Origin of the sequence: Hufsiella arboris (assembly GCF_009834875.1) — a bacterium.
GTDB lineage: Bacteria > Bacteroidota > Bacteroidia > Sphingobacteriales > Sphingobacteriaceae > Hufsiella_A > Hufsiella_A arboris.
In genome coordinates this window covers 430,231-454,190 of the sequence record NZ_WVHT01000001.1, presented here as the reverse complement: position 1 = coordinate 454,190, position 23,960 = coordinate 430,231, and the positions used below count along the sequence as shown (strand labels likewise).

The 23,960-nt window shown below is 43.5% G+C and carries 17 protein-coding genes and 2 tRNA genes; 13 read left to right on the top strand and 6 right to left on the bottom strand.

Going from position 1 to position 23,960, the window contains the following annotated elements; genetic code table 11:
• Positions 1–1,449: a RagB/SusD family nutrient uptake outer membrane protein gene (locus GS399_RS01915; RefSeq protein WP_237487838.1), complete on the top strand. Its 1,449-nt coding sequence runs from the start codon at positions 1–3 to the stop codon at positions 1,447–1,449.
• A 62-nt stretch (positions 1,450–1,511) separates the two neighbouring features.
• Here GS399_RS01915 and GS399_RS01910 read toward each other — a convergent pair whose 3' ends face one another.
• From GS399_RS01910 to GS399_RS01900, 3 genes are read right to left on the bottom strand one after another with little or no spacing between them, the layout of a single operon-like run.
• Entirely contained in the window at positions 1,512–2,702 is a 1,191-nt protein-coding gene (locus tag GS399_RS01910) for an OmpA family protein (protein ID WP_160842881.1), read from the bottom strand.
• 1 nt (position 2,703) lies between these two features.
• Complete coding sequence (locus tag GS399_RS01905; protein ID WP_160842880.1) at positions 2,704–3,111, bottom strand: DoxX family protein; 408 nt, start codon at positions 3,109–3,111, stop codon at positions 2,704–2,706.
• Positions 3,111–4,007, bottom strand: coding sequence for a S66 peptidase family protein (locus GS399_RS01900; RefSeq protein ID WP_160842879.1), 897 nt, complete (start codon positions 4,005–4,007; stop codon positions 3,111–3,113). Before GS399_RS01900 ends, GS399_RS01905 begins: the two co-directional genes overlap by 1 nt.
• Positions 4,008–4,084: 77 nt before the next feature.
• Between GS399_RS01900 and metG the strand changes: the two genes are divergently transcribed.
• Positions 4,085–6,160, top strand: a complete 2,076-nt coding sequence (gene metG, locus GS399_RS01895) for a methionine--tRNA ligase (protein ID WP_160842878.1) — start codon at positions 4,085–4,087, stop codon at positions 6,158–6,160.
• Positions 6,161–6,441: 281 nt separating this feature from the next.
• On the opposite strand, the gene GS399_RS01890 is transcribed toward metG, so the two are convergent.
• Positions 6,442–7,008 carry a hypothetical protein gene (locus GS399_RS01890; RefSeq protein ID WP_160842877.1) on the bottom strand — a complete coding sequence of 189 codons (567 nt, stop codon included), beginning with the start codon at positions 7,006–7,008 and terminating at the stop codon, positions 6,442–6,444.
• A 142-nt stretch (positions 7,009–7,150) separates the two neighbouring features.
• On the opposite strand from GS399_RS01890, the gene GS399_RS01885 reads away from it, so the two are divergent.
• The 11 genes from GS399_RS01885 (at position 7,151) to GS399_RS01840 (ending at position 20,816) form a co-directional block, all read left to right on the top strand.
• Positions 7,151–7,225: transfer RNA gene (locus tag GS399_RS01885), tRNA-Arg, on the top strand.
• 603 nt (positions 7,226–7,828) lie between these two features.
• Entirely contained in the window at positions 7,829–10,900 is a 3,072-nt protein-coding gene (locus GS399_RS01880; RefSeq protein WP_160842876.1) for a SusC/RagA family TonB-linked outer membrane protein, read from the top strand.
• A 17-nt stretch (positions 10,901–10,917) separates the two neighbouring features.
• A complete protein-coding gene (locus GS399_RS01875; protein WP_160842875.1) occupies positions 10,918–12,255 on the top strand; it encodes a RagB/SusD family nutrient uptake outer membrane protein in 1,338 nt (445 codons plus the stop codon).
• A gap of 34 nt (positions 12,256–12,289) precedes the next feature.
• Positions 12,290–15,010 carry a M14 family zinc carboxypeptidase gene (locus tag GS399_RS01870; protein WP_160842874.1) on the top strand — a complete coding sequence of 907 codons (2,721 nt, stop codon included), beginning with the start codon at positions 12,290–12,292 and terminating at the stop codon, positions 15,008–15,010.
• 37 nt (positions 15,011–15,047) lie between these two features.
• Positions 15,048–15,119: transfer RNA gene (locus GS399_RS01865), tRNA-Cys, on the top strand.
• Between the two features lie 103 nt (positions 15,120–15,222).
• Complete coding sequence (locus GS399_RS01860; protein ID WP_160842873.1) at positions 15,223–16,197, top strand: ATP-grasp domain-containing protein; 975 nt, start codon at positions 15,223–15,225, stop codon at positions 16,195–16,197.
• 27 nt (positions 16,198–16,224) lie between these two features.
• Positions 16,225–17,259, top strand: coding sequence for an LLM class flavin-dependent oxidoreductase (locus GS399_RS01855; RefSeq protein ID WP_160842872.1), 1,035 nt, complete (start codon positions 16,225–16,227; stop codon positions 17,257–17,259).
• A gap of 154 nt (positions 17,260–17,413) precedes the next feature.
• The gene (locus tag GS399_RS01850; RefSeq protein WP_160842871.1) at positions 17,414–18,193 is read left to right on the top strand and encodes an AraC family transcriptional regulator; all 780 of its coding nucleotides are present in this window, start codon (positions 17,414–17,416) and stop codon (positions 18,191–18,193) included.
• Between the two features lie 224 nt (positions 18,194–18,417).
• Complete coding sequence (locus GS399_RS01845; RefSeq protein WP_160842870.1) at positions 18,418–19,548, top strand: FAD-dependent oxidoreductase; 1,131 nt, start codon at positions 18,418–18,420, stop codon at positions 19,546–19,548.
• A gap of 183 nt (positions 19,549–19,731) precedes the next feature.
• Positions 19,732–20,097: an acyltransferase family protein gene (locus GS399_RS21050; protein WP_369410091.1), complete on the top strand. Its 366-nt coding sequence runs from the start codon at positions 19,732–19,734 to the stop codon at positions 20,095–20,097.
• Positions 20,098–20,099: 2 nt separating this feature from the next.
• A complete protein-coding gene (locus GS399_RS01840) occupies positions 20,100–20,816 on the top strand; it encodes an acyltransferase family protein (protein WP_369410090.1) in 717 nt (238 codons plus the stop codon).
• A 61-nt stretch (positions 20,817–20,877) separates the two neighbouring features.
• On the opposite strand, the gene GS399_RS01835 is transcribed toward GS399_RS01840, so the two are convergent.
• Together GS399_RS01835 and GS399_RS01830 are read right to left on the bottom strand one after the other, a co-directional pair.
• On the bottom strand, positions 20,878–22,410 hold the full coding sequence (locus GS399_RS01835; protein WP_160842869.1) for a DUF5689 domain-containing protein: 1,533 nt from the start codon (positions 22,408–22,410) through the stop codon (positions 20,878–20,880).
• Positions 22,411–22,433: 23 nt separating this feature from the next.
• On the bottom strand, positions 22,434–23,957 hold the full coding sequence (locus tag GS399_RS01830) for a SusD/RagB family nutrient-binding outer membrane lipoprotein (protein WP_160842868.1): 1,524 nt from the start codon (positions 23,955–23,957) through the stop codon (positions 22,434–22,436).
• Positions 23,958–23,960 lie beyond the last annotated feature (3 nt).

The window sequence follows — 23,960 nt, the reverse complement described above, 5'->3', positions numbered from 1 at the left end:
ATGAAAAAGAATAATTTAAATAAAATTGTAATAGGAAGCATCGCCATTTTACCCTTATTTATGGAGATGTCGTGTAAGAAGGATTTTTTGGATATTACGCCTAAAACCCAACTTGCGCAAGCCGATGCATTCGCTACTCCGGCGCGCGTTGAATCACAAGTAAATAGCGTTTATAATGGTTTGAAAAGCGGTCAGTTCCTCGGCGGAAGATATCAGATTTACATGGATATCAGAGGAGAGGAGTTTATTAATAATTTAAGCAATGGGGTGACCGGGCTTGATACCTGGCGCTTTAACGTAAACTCTAATACCAATGAGGTTGTGAACTTATGGTCCGCAGCATATACAGCAATCAATCGTGCGAATTTACTTATCGATGGGTTAGTAGCCAATCCCAATTCTGTTAGCGCCGATTTAGCGAAACAATATACTGCAGAAGCTAAGTTTTGCCGCGCATTAGCATATTTCGAGTTAATTCAATTGTATGCTAAACCATTCTTAGCGGATAACGGCGCAAGCCCAGCTGTTCCTCTTCGTCTGAAAGGCGAATTGACTGCTGAAAACAACGATCTTAAGCGAAGTACTGTCGCCGAAATTTATACACAGATCCTTAAAGATCTAAATGAGGCTGAAGCTGATCTCCCTTTGACAGCTATTCCAACTCGAGCTCATCGGAATGCCGCTATAGCTCTGAAAACAAGGGTTTATCTTGCGCAGGGAAATTATGCGCAGGTTGTTACTGAAGCAAATAAGATTGTAAGTGCTGCTGCACCTTTTACTGCCGCAACAGGCAATATAAATACTCTTGAGGCAAAAATTTCCGCGGTCTTCGAAGGATCTTATGTCGGATCGGAAGCAATATTATCATTGCCAATGACCGATCTTAGCGCACCGGGAACTCAGAATCAACTTGCCTATTATTATAATGTTGCAGCAGGGGGTGGCAATGAGGAATATTATTTCAACACTGCTGCGAACGGAATTTATTCTAATCCGGCTTTAAGCGGTGCTACGTCATTAGATGCCAGGAAGGGTTTTGTGGGCATAAGTAAAACGAAATTCTTCCTTACAAAATTCAAAAAGCCGTCACCTTATACCGATTATGTCCCAGTAATTCGATACGCTGAAGTATTACTTAACCTTGCTGAGGCGTCGGTCCGTACTGGTGATGTTGTTAGGGCAACAGCGCTGTTGAATGCAGTTAGACATAGATCTGATCCTGCATATACTTTTTCTGCAGCTGAGACGAGCACGCCAGCTACTTTGTTAATCACCATTTCAACAGAAAAGAGATTAGAACTACTAGGCGAGGGCTTTCGATCGTTTGACATTACCCGGCTAAATCTGCCGTTTCCTGCTAAAGGAGCTGCTCCTGCTGTGGAATCTACGTCGCCAGCATATATATGGCCGATATCTTCAGGAGAAATTCAAAATAATAAATCACTCTAAGGGTTTACCGGTGATTTAATTATGAGCCTTGGAACTATGTTCCAGGGCTCTTCTTTTTAGTGTCATTTCCGTTCTAACTCGACCTCTACCCTCAAGTTCTTCATTCCTGCTACCGGATCTTTTGTTTGGATTAACGGCGTTTTTCCACCTACACCTAGGCAGGTGATCCTTGTCTCAGGAATCGCATTACGGACGAGATATTGTTTCACGGCTACAGCCCTTTCAAAAGAGAGTTTTTGCAGGTACTTGTTATCGGCAAAAACGTTGTTGTTGGTATGGCCGGTGAGTTTTACTTCCCATTCGGGTTTAGTTTGAAGAAAGTTCTTCAGGCGTATAAGTTCTGTTTCTGAATTTGGCAAAATTTCATTGCTGTTTGGCAAAAAGTGAATGTTAAACAGAACCATTTTGCTGCCGGCCGCTATTGTATCAAGCAACAGATTAACGGTTTTTGTGTCAACGGTATCCAGCATGACCTTGTCTGAAGCAAAAATATACCTTTTGCTATCTGCAATAACGTTTAAAGGTCTGGCGAGTGGTGCGCTGATTCTATAGTTGCCCCTGGAATCTGTTTTAGCTTTGCTCAGCACAAATCCGGTCGAGTCGTCTTCTAATGTTACATCTGCTTTTAATGGTAGACCGGACAACTTTGATTTAACAGAACCAATTAATTGACCGGTCAAACTGAAAGACGGCTTGAGATTGACAGTTATGTCGAAGCCATCGCCCAAATCATAAATATTGTCAACCAATAAGGCAAGCCTCTCACCGCTTTTCACTTCCAGTGGTTTAGAGAAACTTTTTCCAGGTCCGGGATTTTCAAACAAATTTCTAATTCCTTCTTTTAGCCCGGTTTTACTCGCTGAACTTTTATTGTTTCGTGCGTTATTGGTTCTTACGGGCTTTGCGGTTCCGTTACTGATTTGCGATTTCAGCAAAGGGGTATAATTGAAAAGCATCCAGTCATAATCGTCGTTGATATTTTTTGGGCTAATTTCAAATGTTAGCGTGCCACTAATCGGAATCGATATAGAAAACCATATGGTATTTCTTTCTTTTTCAAAATAGATATTGCTTCGTGTTTGATTTAAAGGAAACTCCTGGATATTTCCAAATCCCGCAGGAGATTTGTCGAAATGATAGGTTTTATTTAAGCTGATTGCCTGCGCGCCATCCAAATCGGCCGGCGAAGTTTTATTTTGTGCCGAACAAATTTTCGCAAGCAGTAAAAGGCCGATTACGACGGGCCGATTCATATCATTTTTTGTCTACACTGTATTTTCCCGGGCCAACGAAGGTCAGGCCAAGAAAAACAATACCCGCTTCAATAGCATGTGAAGCGCCTGACAAACCATCGCCGGAGGCCAGGTGGTTAAGGCATGCGATAAGCATCACAAATGTTAGCAATAAACAAACCGGCCTGAAAAAAAGACCGATTAAAAGCAAAAATCCGCCGAATGTTTCGGTCACTGCAGCCATTAAGCCCCAAAAAACCGGGAGGAAGTCAATGTGTATGTTCTTCATAGATCCTCCAATTGCCGTCCACTTATCCGGGCCGCCGAGTAATTTAGGGTAACCATGATAAATAAACATGATTCCCAGTCCAATACGGATTATTAACAGGCCCGTGTTTTTATAGTTTCCTAATTTAGATAATGCCGCCATTAGCTGTATTTAAGTGATGTTTCGGTTAAGTTAACTGTTAAATTTACTATTTTCCCTAATATCAAAGCATGGTTGTCGGAAATATGGCCAGCAGGGAAATCAAAACAAACCGGATACTCATAATCCTTTACATGTTCATGAATGATTTGCTGAGGTGTTTTTCCGAAGGGAATATCGTTGTCTTTGCTATCGGTAAAAGCTCCGACAATTAAACCGGCTAACCGGGCTAATTTCCCTGACCGTTTCAAATTCCACAACATCCGGTCGATAGAATATAAGTATTCACCGACATCTTCGATGAAAAGAATTTTTCCGTCGAAATTCATTTCTGAAACAGAGCCACTTAACATGGTTAATAGCGTTAGATTCCCGCCAATAAGAATTCCCTCGCCGTATCCGGGTTTATTTAGCGGTGATGTACTTACAGAATACCCTATGTTTTCACCAAAAAGTGCTTTTTTAAGTGTTACTAACGACGTGCCTGTCGCATCCGGAACATTTAAAGGCATTTGGCCATGTATCGTTGCGATTTCAAAATTGGCATGAACATGACTATGAAGCACGGTAATATCGCTGAACCCGGCGATCCATTTTGGCTGCTTAATGTAAGATGAAAAGTCCAGTCGGTCAATTATGCGGATGGAACCATAACCTCCACGCGCAGCAATGATCGCTTTAATTTCCGGATCGTCTAAAAAGCGCTGGAAATCGTGTGTTCTTAAATCATCGGTTCCGGCATATTGGTGAAAACTTGCTCCAACCGTTTTACCCAGAACAACTTCCAAACCCCATGACTCCAATAAGCTTACAGCATCATCAATCGGATGGGGAAGACTTTTTGCCGGACAAGTAATTGCTATTTTATCGCCTTTTTGTAAATAAGGAGGTGTTATCATGTTCAAACTGATCCGATAATTTCGGATCTCATATCTATGTTTATCTTTGCAAATTAAAGAATATCCCCTCTAATAATTTGGAAACTAAGAATTTTAAAAGATATACTATCACTTCAGCTCTTCCGTATGCGAACGGGCCTTTACACATAGGTCATCTGGCCGGTGCCTATATTCCGGCTGACATCTTCGTGCGCTTTCTCCGGTTGAAGAAAAAGGACGTGGTGTATGTTTGCGGATCCGATGAACACGGCGCTGCGATAACTATCAAAGCAAAAAAGGAAGGTATAACTCCGCAGGAAATTATAGATAAGTACCATACCCAGATAAAAGACAGTTTCGAGAAATTTGGTATTTCATTTGATATTTATCACCGCACTTCATCACCGATTCATCACGAGCTTTCACAGGAATTTTTCCTGAACCTGTATAACAAGGGTGAGTTTATTGAAAAGTACTCGGAACAATACTATGATGAGGACTTCGATCAGTTTCTTGCAGACAGGTATATCGTTGGAACCTGCCCTGTTTGCGGAAATGAGAACGCTTATGGCGACCAGTGCGAGAAATGCGGAAGCTCTCTTAACCCGACAGACCTGATTAACCCAAAATCGACACTTAGCGGAAAATCGCCTGTTCTGCGGGAAACCAAGCACTGGTATCTGCCATTGGATAAATACCAACCCTGGCTTGAAAAATGGTTGTTGGAAGGCAAAAAGGACATCCTGAAAGCCAACGTTTACGGCCAATGCAGTTCATGGCTGAAGCAGGGGCTGCAGCCCCGTTCGATGACACGCGACCTTGACTGGGGTATCGATGTTCCGCTGGCGGAGGCGAAAGGCAAAAAGTTGTATGTGTGGCTGGATGCACCTATCGGATATATTTCTGCTACCAAACAATGGGCAATTGATCAGGGTAAAGACTGGGAAAAATACTGGAAAAAGCAGGCAAATTCTGACGACGATGCATGTCTGATTCACTTCATAGGCAAGGATAACATCGTGTTCCATTGCATAACGTTCCCCTCGATCCTGAATGCTCACGGCGACTATATTTTACCGGAAAATATCCCGGCTAATGAATTTTTAAACTTGGAAGGCGACAAACTTTCCACATCGCGCAATCATGCGGTCTGGCTGCATGAATACCTTGATGAATTACCAAACAAGCAGGATGAGCTTCGTTACGTATTAACGTCTATTTTGCCGGAAACCAGTGATAGTGAGTTTACATGGAAAGATTACCAGGCGCGGGTGAACAATGAGCTGGTTGCCATTCTTGGTAATTTTGTTAACCGCGTGATGGTTTTGATGCATAAGTTTTTCGACGGTAAAATTGAAACAGGAGGAGCGCAATTAATGTTGAAAGACGAGAGCCTAAACGACGAAATTGGACGAATATATGATGAGCTTGATTCAAACGTTTCAGATTACCGATTCCGCCAGGCTTTGCAAAACGTAATCGATCTCGCCCGTCTCGGTAATAAATATTTGACGGAAAAAGAACCCTGGAAAACTATTAAATCTGACCCCGATGCGGCACGGGAAGCTTTGCACAATTGTGTTGTCCTCATTGGGCACCTGGCAACCTGTATGCAGCCGTTCCTTCCGGTATCTGCAAAAAAGATATTTGGAATGCTGAACCTTGAAAAAGATGTGGTAACGTTTGATGAAGAAATGACCTTTGAGAACGGTCACCAGCTCGGCGCGGTAAGTTTATTGTTTGAAAAGGTCGAGGACGATGTAATTGAAAAGCAATTGCAAAAACTTGCTGATAAAAAGCATGCTACCGCACAAACTGAAAAGCAGGTTTCGGTCGCTCCGGCGAAACCCAATATAAGCTTTGACGAGTTTGCAGGCATGGATATCCGTGTGGGAACGATCCTGGAAGCGGAAAAAGTGGCTAAAACAAAAAAGCTGATGAAGCTTAAAATTGATACCGGGATCGATCAGCGAACTGTTGTTTCTGGTATCGCGGAATATTTTGAACCCGAAAATATCATTGGTAAACAGGTAAGCATCCTGGTCAATCTAGAGCCAAGGGAAATTAAAGGAATCCTTTCACAGGGAATGATTTTGATGGCCGAAAATTCGGATGGAAAGTTAACTTTTGTAAAACCGGAAGAAGGATTTAATAACGGAAGTGGTATTAAATAATTATGGGCACTCGTAGCTGAATGAATATTTCCGCATCCTATCGTCTACTGTTTCGTTGATAGTCAAAACGTTGGATTTTGAATCTTTTTCGTAATTAAACAGAATATCCTGAGGTGTGATGGGCAAATATGTAATTCCGTCAAAACGGAAATAAGGGTCATAATTTGTAGATCTGTTAATTTTAGCAATTAGTTTTTTGGATTTCTTGCCGAAATATTTTCCTAGAAAAGTGTTGCCGACAAGATCTACACTAATGAGCTTCCATAAATAAAACTCGTCAATTAAATCATTATTAAAGTCATCATTTGAATACTCGATTTCGGTTGTAAACGACGAAGTTTTGTTGTATACGTAGTAAACTTTGTTTCTATTTTATTAAGGTTGCCATTATTGTATTTAAAAGAATGAAATGTAACAGTTTGATAAGGTACATCGCCGGATTTAATCGTTACTGAAATTAAATACCCGCTGGCGTCGTAGTCAAAAAAATACTCGTCATAAAGACCAGAAAGTCTCTGTATTTGCCCGCTATTATCAAGATAGACAGTATCTCGGAAAGTGTTTAAATAACCGTTTTGGCGAAGTTCTTCAAAATAGGTAGTGATTTTATCACTATCATATTTGATTGTTTTGAATGATGTTGAATTCGCTTTATTATAATCAATTCTTGTAATTCGTTCTTTACTATCATATTTAAAGAATTCTTTTACTCCAGAATCGTAGTCTCTTACAAAAGGCTGAAATGTATTTACTTTACAAGACTCCGTTTCAATTATTGCACCTTCTTTATTTTTTTTACAGGCAACAATTAGTAAAGCAGAGGCTAAGCAAATAGAAACTGGTTTCATTTAATTTGTGATTAAGAGGTAAATCTCTAAGATATATCTAAATGATGGAATACCAGTGCTGATTAAATAATTCTTCCTTGAAAGAAAGGCTGGGTAAAATTGAATAATTGCGTTATTTTTGAAATCTTTGCACCAGATATCCGGCCCTGTAGTTCAACGGATAGAATAGGCGTTTCCTAAACTCTAGATGTGGGTTCGATTCCCGCCGGGGCTACCAAACAAGAAGCATAAGAAATCTGGTGCTTTTTTGTTTTAACCTGTCTAACAGATTGTTAATTTACTAGATAGCGCTAGCAGTTTGCTGATTAGCGGATAGTTGTTCAGCCAAAGCACAAATTTGTACTACGATATTTGTATTTGTTGTTAGGTTAATGGGTTTATATCTAACCGGATAAATTTAGTCCACCTGACAGCGGATAATCAAATTAACTTATTTGTAAAGAAGTATTGTTCAAACATCAAGCGGACGATCGCTTCATTCAACTTCCGGCTTTGGGAAAATCGAACGTTTCTTGAGCATATTTTTGGACGAACGAAATATAATTCTTTTATTTGTCTACTTAATCGATAGACAATATAGATTTATGAAACAATGCCTCTTTTATACGGCCCGATCGCTTGATATGCTAATTTCAAAGCCGGAAAGCGTCTTTAAATCTGCCGCCGAAAAACTCATCCATGTACTTCCAATGTACATGTTCGGTAGTTGTTGTTGCTGATTGCATCGTATTGATTGCAGGTATATATCAGTCTGAATTTTCCCTATCTCGTGTGCACCGCGTTGGAGCACATGGTTTTTAGCTCAAATAATCAAATTATCATGAAACACCTTTACAAAAGAGTCGTTCTGTTGTTGCTTTGGGTAATTATTACCAAAGTTGTGACCGCACAGCCCGGTAGCCAGGCGACAGTTAAATCTAAGCTGGTTGGCGTAGTTACCGACGCCGCTAACAAACAGCCCGTTGCCGGCGCTTCCGTTAAAATCAAAGGAACAACACATGCTGTTTCGACAGATTCCGACGGAAAATTCAGCTTTGTTACCGGCCAAAGCTTTCCTTATACGTTAATCATCAGCTCTATCGGGTATGTTGAGCAAGAGGTCAGAGTAGATGGCAGCCCTGTCGAAATTCAATTAAAAGAAAACGTCAGCCAGCTGAGTGAGGTCGTGATTACCGGTTACACTACACAGGAACGCAGATATGTGGCAAGTGCTATCACCAGTGTGAAGGGCGATGTGATTAAAGATCAACCCGCGGCAGGCTTTAACCAATTATTGCAAGGTAAAGCAACCGGCGTGCAGGTGCTGGCGAGCAACGGCGTTCCGGGCGGTGGCATCACATTAAGGGTTAGAGGTAACAATTCTATAAACGCCTCGGTTGATCCCCTGTATATTATTGACGGGGTTTTTGTGAGCAATGCCGATCCGATACAAACCAGCCTGGGCAATCAGCAGGGATCCAATCCACTCGCTGATCTTAATCCCAATGATATTGAAAGCATCCAGATATTAAAAGATGCCAATGCGACGGCCATCTATGGTTCTTTAGGCGCTAATGGTGTTGTGATTGTTACAACTAAACGTGGACGGCGCAATACGACGGCAAATATCAGTTTAAATACTTATCAAGGTTGGTCAGCGGCAATCAATAAGTTCAACGTTGCAAGCGGTCCTGAAACGGCTTTATTAACTAATGAGTCGCGCCTGAATACCGTTAAAGATAATCCGGCGCTACCTGCGCCCGTACTTCTTCCTGATCCTTCAACACAACCTACTTACGACCGCTTTGCCGATCTTTTTCGAACCGGGCGTACTCAAAACTATGAATTGGCTGCCCAGGGCGGTGGCGAGAAAAGCAATTATTATATTGGTTTAGGTTATTTAAGCCAGGATGCGGTAGTAAAGCCGTCTGGCTATTCGCGATACACAGGGCGATTGAATTATGATACCTATCTGACTAACAAATTGAAGATAGGTACCAGCGTCAATATCAGCCGTTCGGACCGCAACTTAAGCGGAAGCGATAATAACCCCACCGGTGTAATCAATTCGGCTTTATTCCCCAGATCATATCTGCCTATTTACAATGCAGATGGCAGCTATGCCCGCTATGGTAGTTTTGATAACCACATTGCCCTCATTGAAAACCTGGACAATGACGCGGTCGGATGGCGAACTATCGGAAATATTTATGGTGAGTTTACCTTCATCCCTGGTTTGAAACTACGCAGCAGCTGGAGCCTGGATAATGGAAGTGAATACGAGAACAACTATGCCAATACGCTGATCAGCGCAGGCATAGCATCCAACGGTTCCGCAGCATCGTATGAAACCAAAAATCTGGTGCTAACCAATGAACAAGTCCTGAACTACATTAAAACCTTCGGGTCAACCGGCAAGCATAATGTCAACGCATTAATTGGCAATACCATCAATACCGTATTATCTCAAAACACCACAGCTACCGGAACAGGCTTTGCTGCAAACAGCTTAAAGTCTGTAGCGGTGGCGGCTACGCGATCGGGCTCATCTTCGCGGACAGAATCAACGCTTTTATCATTCTTCAGCAAGGTAAGCTACACCTACGATAACAAGTACACGATAGACGGAAGCATCCGGGCCGATGGCTCTTCCAAATTTGGTGTAAATAAAAAATGGGGATATTTTCCGTCGGGAGGTGTTGCATGGAGAGCAGGGCAGGAAGAGTTTATTAAAAAACTGAATGTATTTGATGAACTGAAATTCCGTGCCAGCATCGGATTATCAGGTAACCAAAATGGTATTGGCGCTTATGCGGCGCAAGGGCTGTGGGCATCGGGTTCGAACTATCTCGAACTGCCTGGTACGGCGCCGTCACAACTGGCTAATCCGGATCTGACCTGGGAAACAACCCGCCAGGTGGACTTTGGAGCTGAATTTGGCTTCCTGAAAAACAGGCTGAACATTGAGGTTGATTATTATAACAAATATACCTATGACCTGTTGCTGAACGTTCCGGTTCCGTCACGTTCAGGCTTCACTTCTTACCTTCAAAACTATGGTGCGGTTCGTAACAAGGGTGTTGAACTAGCTGTCAATTCCTCTAACATCCAGTCGACGGCTTTTAAATGGACGACCAATTTTAATATTTCGTTCAATAAAAATAAAATTGAAAAACTGGCATCAGATATTGCCCTGGGTGCTTCTGGCCGAAATATTTCGATCCTGAGACAAGGATTTGAGGTTAATTCGTTCCAGTTGTATAAACAATTATATGTTGATCCGCAGACAGGTAACGCTGTTTACCAGGATGTCAACAACGACGGGCTGATCACCTCGGCGGACCGCCAAATCGTTGGCAATGCGCTGCCTAAGTTTACGGGAGGCCTTACAAATAATCTGAGCTACAGAAATGTCGATCTGAGCTTCTTCTTTTATTTCCAGCAGGGAAATAAGATCATGAACATGAACGACTTCTTTATGGTTCATGGCGGGCTCCAGGCAAATATCGGTTTCCTTCCGAGACAACTGGAGCGTTGGCAAAAACCGGGCGACGAAACTGATATTCCCCGTTTAACCGCTGATAGCCGAAATCCTGCAGTTAATGGAGGTCCGGCTAACAATTACGGAGGTAATGTCGCTAACCTGAGTTCTCGTTATCTAGAAGATGGTTCATTCATCAGATTAAAAACTCTCACGCTTGGCTACAACCTGCCGGCGTCTGTGGTACAAAAGATTAAGATAAGCAAGATCAGACTTTATGCACAGGCGACTAACCTGATCACATTTACTGACTATGGTGGCCTTGATCCTGAGGTAAGCTCACAAAGCAATAACCAGAATACCGCAGGGTACGACTGGGCGACGGTACCGCAGCCCAAAACATTTCAGATCGGTGCTAATGTAACTTTCTAACCCTTTAAAAGAGTATCATGAAAACTTCATATATCAAAAATATATTTCTTGCTGCTGTGGTAGTTGTAACGACCTCCTGCAAAAAATATCTGGAAGAAACACCCAATAATGCGCTTCCCGCCGAAAGTGCCATAACCGACGCCGTTACAGCGAGGGCGGCGATAGCAGGCGCTTATGATCGTGTACAGGGATATTATGCTTCAAGTTATCCAACTTTGGGTACCATCACTACAGATAATGTGGCTTTTAACGGCACACTAAGCGAATATCTGCAATTAGATCAGAACGCAGTTCCCACAGATAATGTCATTACGGTGGCCGTCTACCAGGGCATATACCGTGCAATTAACTCGGCTAACAGCGTAATCGCCTATGTGCCAGCTGTAACCGATGTCCAGTTAACTGCTGCGGAAAAAAATAAAATACTGGGTGAGGCTTACTTTATCAGGGCGTTGGGTTACTTTGATCTGGCGCGAGGCTGGGGAGGTGTGCAATTACAACTAAAGCCGACTACCGACCTTTCGGTACTAAAAGGCATAAAACGCAGCACTCTCGATCAAACGTATGATCAGGTGCTGGCCGATCTGACACAGGCGGAACAATTGTTACCTGAGGACGCAACTACACGGAACCGGGCTCAGAAGAGTGCCGCCCGTGCACTTAGAGCAAGGTTACACTTATATCGCCGCCAGTGGGTTGATGCGGAGAATTATGCCACCCAGGTGATCAGTAATGCTAAATATTCTTTGGTAAAGCCGTATAAAACTTTTTTCACAGCGCCATTTCAAACTGCCGAATCCGTGTTGGAGCTGGCGTATTCAGTAAACGATCGTAATACCTATTGGAACCTTTGGTACCCGAGTTCTGCAGGCGGACAATACACCTTGAAACCATCCGATGCTTTGGTGACCAAGCTCAACAATCCAGCTATAGGTGGCACCCGCAACACGTTGATCGCAGGTACAGGCAGCTCCGTATACGGAGTGTTGTACAACACTACAGCGACGGGTACCGATCCGTCTTACCTGATCCGTATAGCTGAATTGTACTTGATACGCGCTGAAGCAAGGGCACAACAAAACAAGCTGGCTGAAGCTGCGGGAGACCTGAATACAATAAGGGCAAGAGCAGATGTTGGCGCCACAACGGCAATCACACAAGCACAACTCTTGCAAGCCATCGAAGATGAAAACGGCATCGAGTTTGCCTTTGAGGCGCACCGCTGGTTTGATCTGGTGCGCACGGAACGTGCAGGAGCCGTTCTGGGCCTTACAAACCGCAATTATTGGCTGTTTCCCATCCCATATTCTGACATTTTATCTGACCCGGACGTTACACAAAATCCTGGTTATTAATCGAGTTAAACTTTATTTATTTTTTCTAGAAGTTATGAAAATATTACGACAGATTTTCCCTTTGCTTGCTGCTTTTCTGCTGATATCTACACAGCAAGTATCGGCGCAAAACAATTATTATTTTCCTAAAGCTACCGCATTGGATAGTAAAATACCTACGCCTGAACAGTTTTTGGGTTATCCTATAGGATCTTACTTTACACGTATAGAGCAGGTGCATGCCTATTTCCGGGAGCTTGCCCGGCTGAGCGACCGTGTGCATGTACAAACAATTGGCAGAACGTATGAGCAGCGTGAGCAAATTATTGTCACTATTACTTCTCCAACTAATTATGGCAGACTGGAACAAATCAGGCAGGAGCACCTGAACCAAATTGACCCGGCTAAACCTGTATTAAGCAGCAGTGCGCCGATCATCATTAACCTGGGCTATGGTGTGCATGGCAACGAAACATCAAGTACCGAGGTGAGTTTGCTGACCGGGTACTACCTGGCTGCCAGCCAGGATGCCGAAACACAGAAATGGCTGAATGAATCGGTGATATTTATCGATCCATGTTTGAACCCGGATGGCCGCGACCGTGCCGCTAACTGGCATAATGCGTACCACTCTTTTCCACCCGTGGGCGACCCTGTGGATAAAGAACATGTTGAAGGCTGGCCTGCCGGACGTACCAACCATTATTTTACCGATTTGAACCGCGACTGGCTGAACCTGGTACAAGTTGAAAGCCGTAACCGTATTGAGTTCTTTCACAAATGGTACCCAAATGTGCAGATCGATTTTCATGAACAGGGAACTAATGCCACTTATTACTTTGAACCAACTCCTAAACGCCACGAGAGTCCTATTGTACCGCAGTTTCTATACGATTATCAGGCTATTCTGGCGAAGTATCATGCGCAGGCTCTGGATGATATCGGGTCGTTTTATTTTACAAAAGAGAACTATGATAACCTTTCGCCGATATATGGTTCAACGTATCCAAAGTTTTTTGGGTCTGTGGCGGCTACCTTTGAGCAGGCCAGTTCAAGAGGAATTCAGCAGGAATCAACCAACGGACTGGTTACGTTCGCATTTACTATTCGTAATCACTTAGCAACCAGTTTTTCTACCATCAGGGGTGCCGTTGCTGAAAAAGGCGGATTATTTAAAGTACAAAAGGATTTTTTTAAATATGCTTTAGAGCAGGGGCAGAAGAATCCGGTCAAATCCTATGTCTTTGGCGATAGTAGAGATGTAAACCTCACCCAGCGTTTCCTTGGACTTTTACTTCAGCACCGAATTAAGGTTTATGAGTTGAACAGTAACTACACCCAGGATGGCAAAACTTTTGAAAAAGGAAAAGCTTATGTAGTACCCGCAGGGCAACCGAACTTTTTGCTGGTGCATTCTTTATTTGAAGAAAATATTTTAAAGGACAGTGTTTATTACGATAACACCGGCTGGAGCGTTATTCATGCATATGGTTTGAAATATGTCAAAGCTGTCGCACCGGTAGCTAAAGCGGCCGAGATAAACAGTTTAAACCTGCCCAAAGGTGAAATTGAGGGAGGTAAATCAGCGTATGCTTACCTGCTCAATTACAGCGACTATAATGCCAGCAGGGCGTTGTATAAGCTACTTACTAAAAATATATTGGTAAAAACAGCTTTCAAATCATTTACCGTAAATACTGCCGCAGGCAAGCGTGTTTACAGCTCGGGGTCGTTGGTTGTACCGGTTGTCGGACAAACTATTTCTGCCGATTCACTCTACAAAGCTGTTAGCGAAATAGCCGGAGATACGCATATCAATGTCTTGTCAGTGAACGGCGGTTTCAGTGCTGAAGGTATTGACTTGGGAAGCAGTAACATAAAAGCTATTCGCAAGCCGGAAGTAGCACTTGCATTCGGACAGGGAGTAACAGCTTCCGAAGCCGGACAGGTTTGGTTCCTTCTTAACCAGCAGCTGGATCTGCCGGTTGTCAAAATCGATCTAAGCAACTTTGCACGGGCCTCATTGAAAAAATACACCGTACTGGTGCTTCCCGCCGGAAATTACAGTGTATGGGATAATACTGTAATAGAAAAACTCAAAGGCTGGGTAAACGATGGGGGAACCTTAATCACTTTCCAAACCGCAACGGCCTGGGCTATTCAGCAAGGTTTAGTGAAAGAAAAACTGGTCGAAGCTGATTTTGCCAATCGTGCTGGTCGTAGCGATATTCCGGCCTCGGCTCCTGAACAAAATAGCACAGCTAAATCTGGCAGCCCTGCACAAACAGCCGCGGCAACTCGCCGCTCGAACACACCGGCCTCAATTGGCGGTGAGGAGGCTCTTGTTAAAAAAGAAATACCAAACCGTTTAGACTATGCCCGTCAGGAGGATGTTGAGGGCTCGAGAAGAATAAACGGTGCAATATTCCAGGCGGATTTAGATATTACAAATCCCATTGCTTTTGGAGTTAACAGCCGCAAATTATACATCAATAAAAACGGGCCGACTATCCTGGTTCCAAGCACAAATAAATATGCGACGATAGCCCAATACACTGGTAAACCGTTCGTTAACGGTTATTCGTCAAAAACAAATATCAACAAAGTGGCTAATTCGGCGGCTATTATCGCCACCACCAGTGGTACCGGCGAGGTGGTGCTTTTTGCAGATGATCCAACTTATCGTGGCTACTGGTTAGGTACGAACCGCTTGTTTTTGAATGCCATTTTTTTCGCTAATCTGCTGAATAACGGGGGTGGATTTAGTGGCGAGTAAGGTTAATTGCATCTCCTGAAAACAGATGCAGCCTTCAGGCGGAGTGGCCGAGGGGCTAGGCGGAGGTCTGCAAAACCTTTTACGACGGTTCGAGTCCGTCCTCACGCCTCGAATAAAAATTTGTTTTATAAAAACCTGGACATGTGAAGTTCAGCTAAAAATATTCAGCTAAAAATTTACCTTTACATTCTCTATTAAATTTATAGACTATAATGAGCAAGATTGTTATATCACATGAACATCCAGACTGGTTTAAGCCTCTTTTTGCTGAACTTGAAGCTAGAGAAATAGTATATGAAACGGTTGACCCTACCCGGCACCATTTTTCTATTGATGACGAAACGCCCGGCATAACGTTGTTTTTTAACCGCATGAGTCCCTCCGCTTATTTACGAGACGGAGTACAGGGAACTTTTTACACGTTAAATTACCTGAAGTATCTGGAAGACCATGGCGTCAGGGTAATTAATGGTTACCGTGCCTTTACATACGAAACTTCGAAAGCCCTTCAGCTAATGCTATTGCAAAAGCTAGGTATTAAATATCCTAAATCAAGAGTGGTCAATCACCCATCGCAAATAGAAGCAGCCGCCGAAGGTTTGCGCTTCCCGATCGTGGTAAAAGCTAATATTGGCGGGAGCGGGGCGGGTATTGAGAAATTTGATACTATCGAAGAAGTTCGCGAAGCCATAAAAAGCAACCAGGTTGATTTAGGTATCGACCATACAGCGTTGGTACAGGAATTTATTCCGGCCCGTGGCGGATTTATCACCCGCGTTGAAACCTTGGGAGGAAAATATTTATATGCCATCAAAGTATTTACCAGCGGCGAAAGCTTCAACCTTTGCCCTGCAGATATTTGCCAAACCACCACGGGTCAGGATTTAGTGCGTAACGCTTGCGCTGTTGATGCGCCTAAAAACGGTCTGAAGGTGGAAGCTTATAGTCCTCCTGATGAGGTAATTCAAAAGATTGAAACTATTGTACAGCGAAGCGGAATAGAGGTGGGAGGGGTTGAATATATCATTGATGACCGGGACGGGGAAATATTATATTACGATGTAAATGCGCTATCTAACTTCGTAGCCGATGCTGTCAATGTCATCGGCTTTAACCCGCACGAACGCCTTGTTGACTACCTTGAACAGCAGGCCGTTCAGGAGGGTGAAAATATTACGGTCATTTAACATCCTTTAATCTGAAAATACCAAATTATGAACTATGGATATTGGCTGCCGGTATTCGGTGGCTGGCTGCGAAACGTTGAAGATGAGCACATGCCCACAACCTGGGATTATGTTAAAAAACTTGCTATCCGAAGTGAGGAAATAGGTTTTGACCTGGCATTGATTGCCGAGTTGTATCTGAATGACATTAAAGGTGAAGAGGAGCCCTCGCTTGACGCCTGGTCCACAGCAGCAGCATTAGCCGCGGTAACTCATAGGCAGGAATTAATGGTCGCAGTAAGGCCGACATTTCACAATCCTGCCCAGCTTGCCAAACAAGCTGCAAACATTGATCACATCAGTAACGGTCGTATTTCGCTTAACGTAGTATCATCATGGTGGAAGGATGAGGCTGAAAAATACGGTATTCAGTTCGAGCAGCACGACGACCGTTATGCCAGATCCGCCGAATGGCTGGAAATTGTAGATAAAGTTTGGAAACATGATCATTTTAGCTTTGAAGGAAGGTATTATAAAGTAAAAGACAACGTGCTGCGGCCTAAGCCGGTTCCAAACAGGCCGCGTCCTAAAATTTATGCTGGCGGTGAATCAGAAGCTGCAAAAGATTTAATTTCATCCACCTGCGATGGCTATGTGATGCATGGCGATTCGCCCGAACTAGTAGGCCGACGCATTGCCGATTTGCGTGAACGGCGCGAAAGGAAAGGGTTACCGCCAATGTCGTTTGGTGTAGCGGCATACAGCATAGTTCGCGATAATGAAGCGGACGTCAAAAAGGAACTTGACCGTATCACCGACGTTAAAGAGGGTTCATCGGGATATAAAAACTATCAGCAATGGCTGTCTGGCACTCAACTCGAGCAGCAGGTGTCGTTGCAGGATTATTCGGTATCGAACCGGGGATTACGTTCGGGGCTCATCGGGACACCCTGGCAAGTGCAAGACAGAATCGCCGAATTTGAAAAAGTCGGCGTAGATTTCTTTTTGCTTCAGTGCAGCCCTCAGTTGGAAGAAATGGAACGATTTTCAGATCACGTTATCGCGGCTAAAGTTCAAGGGTGAAAGGCTCAATCTTTATGTTTTTGATACACCCGCAACGGTTTTGAAGTTTGCATTTTTTTCTTCGGTTTTAGTTTTACGGTTTGGCAATGAATCCCAGTTTGTTCTATCTATTAATTAGGATAATCAAAACGCCTAACATTCGTTATCTTTCATAATGCAGCACCAAGAATTTGAACCTCCAGCAGATCTGAGAGATACCATAAAATGCTTTTGGTATAACAGAAGAGGACATGACGAAGATGAATCAACCTTTGAGGTAATTCCTGACGGTTACGCTGAAATTATTTTTTATTTCGGACGCCTTTGCGGCGTATCTTATGATGGAAGCTGGCAGCAATTACCGTCGCCGTTTATGATAGGACTGCTCAATCAGCCAGCCAATTTTTATGCGGAAAGTAATTTAGAGATCATTGGTATCAGGTGTTTCCCCTGGACTGTGTTCAATTTGCTCGGATTGCCATCCGGTAAAGGTGGAGTCCGCATTTCTGAGCATCCGATCGCAGGGCTTCACGCTGCCCTGGAAGAGTTTATCAATGCTGGCAAAATAGAGGATGCTCTGGCTCAGGTGAAACGGTATTTTCTTACGGTGCGGTCGAAAATTGCAACTGATAGCATAATATCTAAAGCTGGGTTTGCCATGAGGGAATCGAATGGCACCATGCCGGTAAGTCTGGTAGCGAATGCGGCTCATTCCACCGTTCGTACACTGGAAAGAAAGTTCAGGCAATCTTCTGGCTATAGCGTTAAAGACGTGTCGGGGCTGATGCGCTTTGAGCAAGTACGAAATAAATTATGGCATTATCCGGAATCCAACCTTGTCAGTTTGGCCCATGAGCTGGGCTATGCCGATCAATCCCACTTAAGCAAAGAATTCAAACGTTACAGCGGAACTACGCCGGCAGCATTCGCACGAAAAGCAAAGAAGTCGGCATAAGACAGCGCGTGAGGGATTGCAGCGAAAATCCTTTTTGTCCCGGAGGGCAAAAAGATTGCAGCGGAAAGCCCGACCCAAAGGGGCACGCCCAATATATCTACACCTATTAATTGAAATACTCACACTTTAAATTATTCGGACCTAGGCAATGATTTTGTCGCGTTTATACAAGCCTGTTGAACGAGGATTGCGGAATTTTGTGTTTGGTAACCAGAATACAAATCATGTTATTAAAAAATAAGAAAGTAGCCATTATCGGCGCAGGACCAGTTGGCCTGACGATGGCAAAATTACTACAACAAAAAGGAGCGGACGTAACCGTTTACGAAAGAGACAAAGACGCACATGCGAGAATCTGGGGTGGTACCCTTGACCTGCATAAAGGGTCGGGCCAGGACGCCTTAAAAAAAGCGGGACTGCTTGAAAGTTACTATAACATTGCCACACCTATGGGAATAATCATTGCCGACGAACAAGGCAAGGTATTGCTCACTAAAAAACCCACACCCGAAGACCAGTACGACAATCCGGAGATCAACAGAAATGATTTAAGGAAAATGCTGCTTGGCAGTTTAATAAACGATACAGTTGTATGGGACAGAAAATGCACAGGGCTTGAACCGCAGGGCGAAAAATGGCTGTTACATTTTGAAAATGGGATGCAGGGGACTGCAGACCTGGTTATCGCAGCGAATGGCGGAATGTCCAAATTACGGAATTATGTAACGAATACGGAAGCTGAAGACACCGGAACGTTTATTATTCAGGGAGATGTTCCCCAGCCTGAAATAAACTGCCCGGAATTTTATCAGTTATGCGATGGTAACCGGCTAATGGCTGCTAAACAGGGTAATTTATTAGTTGCAAATCCTTACAACAACGGCGTATTAAGCTATGGTATAATTTTTAAAAAGCCTGAAGAATGGGCACATCACAACGGACTGGACTATCAAAATACTAACAGTGTTGTTACTTTCCTTTCAAATAGGTTTGTTAATTGGGATGAACGATACAAACTGTTATTCCGTTCAACGTCTTCTTTTTGGGGATTGCAGACGAGAAAACTTCCTTTAAATGAAGCCTGGAAAAGCAATCGCCCTTTGCCCATAACGCTCATCGGAGATGCCGCTCATCTGATGCCGCCTTTTGCAGGTAAGGGTGTGAATACCGGATTGATGGACGCAATGATCTTATCTGAAAGCTTTACTAACGAAAAACATGAAACCTTGCACGATGCCATCGAATATTACGAACAGCAAATGTTTGTTTATGCAGCTGAAGCGCAAAGTGAATCAAGCAGGAACGAGATTGAAATGCGTCATCCGGACTTTTCTTTCCGGAAGTTTATTCAGTAAAATAATCAATGATTTTTTACTGAACATCGTTTAAATAACGTTGGCATTTCCTGTAGCTGCTATAAGCCATTTCACAGGCGATACGATCGCGGTAACTTCCTCGATTAGTATCATCTTGTCGATTTTTTTTCTCAAGGTACCGCATATACTGGATTGAGAAAAATGCTTTTCTATTTTTGCCGGATGATTAAAGAAACAGGGGCAGATCTTTTAAAAACGAAGCAGCATTTTGAAATTTTAGATGGACTGAGAGGTGTTGCCGCAGTTGCGGTGGTGATCTTTCATTTTATGGAAATTGCCGTTCCGGATTATACCAAAAGTTTTATCGCGCATGCTTACCTGGCCGTCGATTTTTTCTTTTGCTTATCGGGTTTTGTAATTGCTTACGCTTATGACACCAGGCTAAAAAAAATAGGTGTTTTGGCATTTCTTAAACTAAGACTTATCCGGTTACATCCACTGGTCATTATCGGGTCTGTTATTGGCTTACTGGCATTTTATTTGACCCTTTCAGTAATCTTTACCAGGCCTATTCCGGGAAAATCGTAGCCATGTTCATAGCGTCCTGCCTGATGATCCCTTACCCGATCGTGCCTGAACGGTACTACAATCTTTTTCATCTTAATCCGCCAGCGTGGTCATTGTTTTGGGAGTACGTGGCCAATATTGTTTATGCGCTGGTGCTTGTTAAATTGCGAAATAAAGCCTTGTGGATTTTAACAGTGATTGCTGCGCTTGCAATTTGCTATGAGGCTCATAAGTCGGGAAACCTGGGTGTGGGATGGAGCGGAGAAAATATAACAGGTGGAGGTATACGGGTGTTTTACTCTTTTCTGATAGGAATGCTGGTTTACCGTTCCAACTGGATTATTAAAAATAGCCTCGGTTTTCTTTCTGTAGGAGTTTTGCTGATCATTGCTTTTTTAATCCCTTATTCCGATAAAACCAACTGGATTGCAGATCCGTTAATTGTACTTTTCTATTTTCCTTTTTTGGTTGCCCTTGGTTCGGGGGCACGTTTAAGGCCGGTGCTTGCAAAGCTTTGTCGTTTCTCAGGCGAAATATCCTATCCTTTATATATGGTTCATTATCCGTTTATATGGATTTTTATGAGCTATGTAGAGAAAACGAAGCCTTCGATGAATTTAATGACGTTAATTATGTTAGCAGGCGCTGTCCTGCTGATCGGGCTGGCATATTTTACAATGATATTTTTAGACATCCCAATTCGGAAATACCTGAAAAACAGGATGGCAAAAAGTGTATAGGGTTGAATCCAAACAAAAAAAGCGGACTGCTAGCACCCGCTTTTTTTATTAAAAAACACTGTTATTTAATCTTCGTTGAAGTTTCCCCTTCAATTTCGGTAAGAAGGGAAGATTTTGTTAACAGGATGTTATTCTGTTTGCGGGCTTTCGTCCAGCGGCCGAGAGCCGGGTTATACTCACCGCCGAGCTGATTAAAGAATCCTGCATCAGCAGGTGTGGTATAGTCGAGATGCAGAGTGTTTGTACCGCTGCTGTAAAACGGCTGATCTGTTAAAGTGATTGGATTCTTGACATCATACCAGTCGTTATTGGTAATCCGGTAGCCAACCGCCGGCGGACCTGCGGTAAATAAGCTGCCACCTGTTGCTACGAAAATCACATCGACAGGCTTAGTGGCTGCGTTCACCTGCGTTCCCTGGAAGACAGCCACCCCCGACGCGTTTCCGCTATTGGCAAATAAACCCGAGGTTTTCGTACCAACCCCGTCATCTCCGTTTGTGGTTGAGTAGTTAAAGGACCGGATCCAGTTGGATGATGCCATGCTCGTCGAATTTGCACCGTTAATCATTAATCCCGTGCCTCCGACGTAGAAGAAAGTTCCTTTTTTAGCGGTACCCGATGTCAGATTAAATTTATAAGTACGAAGGCCGCCTGTTGCCCATCCGTTAGCCGGGTAACCGGTCGGAGTAGAGGCATTTGCATTATTTGTTACAAACACTGAAAACGGTGTCGCCGCAAAGTTTATATCACGGGTTGCCATCAATTGTATGTATTCGTAATTGCCGTCGGCACCCTGTAAGTCGGCCATAAAGCCAGAAATAACCACGGGGGCAATTTCAATAGTGGAGCTCAGTACGGCTAAGTCTTTAATGGTACGGAGGCGCTGTTGTGGTACTAGTGCTCCATTTTCTCCGGTCGTGGTGAAAATTATTCCGTAATAATTTGCTAAAACCGGCAAAGGGGTACTGGCGAAAGACGCCTTCGCCTCGGTATGCAACGTAATGTTTCCAAACCCATCGTTGATGATCTTGTTTCCTGACAATACATCCTCAGGAGAAGGCAGCGGATTAAAACCGGCTTTTACAATTGCTACAAAGGTGCTTTCGTAAGCATCAGGGTTAGCGAGAATAGCATTTTCCGTTACCTTATTTACTGGTATAGACTTTCCAGAAGCTACTTTGCTGATAGCTCCTGATTTAACATTTGACACTTGCAGCGTACCATTCTCTCTTTTTAGAACAGCACCGACAATATCAACGATAATTGAGTCGCCGGGAACGTATTTAGTCGCTTCGTCTCCAACGGAAAGCGCGATGCCCCTGATCTTTCCGAGCCTGCGGCTATCCTGCATAATAAGCAGGTTGGCAGGTAAATTTCCGCCTGAATGATCGGATGTTACCACGCCGGTTAACTTGCTGCATCCATACATATTATCTTCATTCAGTGTAATATCCGTGCCTTTATAAAGTGCGCGCAAATCAAATATTCCCAGGTAAGGGCTGACAGCTCCGCCGGGATAATTTCCTTTTTTACACCCGGTTTGGCAAAGTGCCGCCGCCAGTAAAAATATGATAAGTGATAGTTTATTTTTCATTTCGAATCTCCTTTGCTATTAGCTTATGGCTTTTGCCACCAAACTTGTGTTGCTATATCGTCGGTTCCCTGTGCTGAGACCGCTGTTTTATAATTTGTAGGGTTGGATGACTGAACATATATCGGGTAGTTCAGGCGGGCGGGCATTACGCCATTATTCTTTAGGCCGGCACCTTTTGGCAATACCGGATGTCCGGTTCGCCGGTATTCAAACCATTGTTCCAGATCTTCTAAAAATGTAGCGTAATATTTTTGCAGATGAATTTTCTCCATTTTCCGATCAATTGTTTCCGACTCAACCCACTGGATGTCTGCATTGGCAAGAAAGGTATTAATGTCTTCTGGCCAGGTTGGAATCCATTGCGTGATACTGCTTTTAGCACCATTTGTATAGTAAGAAGCGGCTGAACCAGATATCCATCCCTTGGCAGCGGCTTCCGCGAGGATCAATTGGAGTTCGGCATAGTTCATGATCATTCCGGTCATCGGATCTACCTGTAAGGATTGCGGATATTGATCTGATGAATAAAAATAAGATTGTTTAGCCGGAGCATTGTTCGGCGCATAGCCGCTTGGAACACCCAGAAACTGGCCGCTAATCGGCGCAATTGACCAGCGGTTTACTGTACCGTTTCCGTAAGGCAGCGGAATACTGATACGAGGATCATTCCAGGCTACCAGGTGGTCGATGAAGAAATCTGCAATAGCGATAGCTCTAAAATCCTGTACGCGCACGCCAACGTATGGTGATGTGTACGGCGCTGTACCTGTCCATTTTAAGATCGCCGACTCGTCGTTGCTGGCCATGATAGGATAATTAGCAGCATTTGTGTCGACGATTTCTTTAATCTTGGCGATCATATCTGCAGAAACTTCTTTTTTTCCGGATAATCTCAGAAGGAGACGCAGATACAAAGAATTGCCGAATTTGCGCCATTTAGTAACATTGCCGCCATAAACAGGATCAGAATTAGCTGTAACATTCGTCGCCGCTGTTAACAAAGTATTTGCAGTTTCAAGCTGTTTGAAGATGTCCAGGTAGATGTCTTTCTGTTTGTCAAACTTGGGCTCGAAATTTAAATCAGATCTGCCTTTTATAGCCTCGGAATATGGAATGTCGCCATAGGTATCCGTTAGCATCGAGAATATCCATGACTGCAAAATCAGTGAGATACCCATATACGATTTATCATTTACTTCAGGCCTGCTTGCTGAAGCATATAGATCTTTTAAATTGGTTAGCTGACTATACCATCCGTTCCAAAGATAATCGGCCTGGTTTTTCCGGATATCGTAACGAAAGTTGGCACCTTCCGCATCGGTCATATCAACGGTCACCTGCATCAGCTCATTGTTGAAATTCCGGTTACGGATCATGTTATAGGTTAACGTATTTACCAATGCAGGAGCAAGCAACTGCGAAGGAAGTGCATTTGGTGTCCCGTTGGGATCCGTATTGATTTCTGTGAAATCCTTTTTACACGAGCTCATTGCAGCAGCAGCCAACATCGCCGTGGATAGAATTACTTTATATAGTGTTCTTTTCATTGT